Origin of the sequence: Neisseria sp. P0013.S005, from assembly GCF_051958425.1 — a bacterium.
In the GTDB taxonomy this organism is placed as follows: Bacteria; Pseudomonadota; Gammaproteobacteria; order Burkholderiales; family Neisseriaceae; genus Neisseria; species Neisseria subflava.
Genome location: NZ_JBQCVL010000107.1, coordinates 1 through 230 on the forward strand (window position 1 = coordinate 1; position 230 = coordinate 230).

At 63.0% G+C, this 230-nt stretch carries 1 protein-coding gene; it reads left to right on the plus strand.

Annotated elements, in window-relative coordinates; translation table 11 throughout:
- The coding region (locus ACTHTA_RS11690; RefSeq protein ID WP_440379653.1) for an EamA family transporter at positions 1 to 230 on the plus strand (230 nt) is incomplete at both ends.

Here is a 230-nt window from a genome sequence, read left to right on the forward strand (position 1 = left end):
TTTGTCGGCGCGGCAATGGCTGGGCTTGACGGCAGCCGCTTCCGTCGGGGTATGCGGCTATGCGGTGTTTTTCATGCTGGGTTTGCAGGCGATGCCGGCGGGTAAGGCAGCGGTGGTGGTGGCGGTGAATCCCGTGCTGACGCTGCTGCTGGCGGCTTGGCTTTTCGGCGAACGGTTAAACGCGAAGATTTTGGCGGGTATGCTGCTGGCGGTCAGCGGTGCCATTGTGG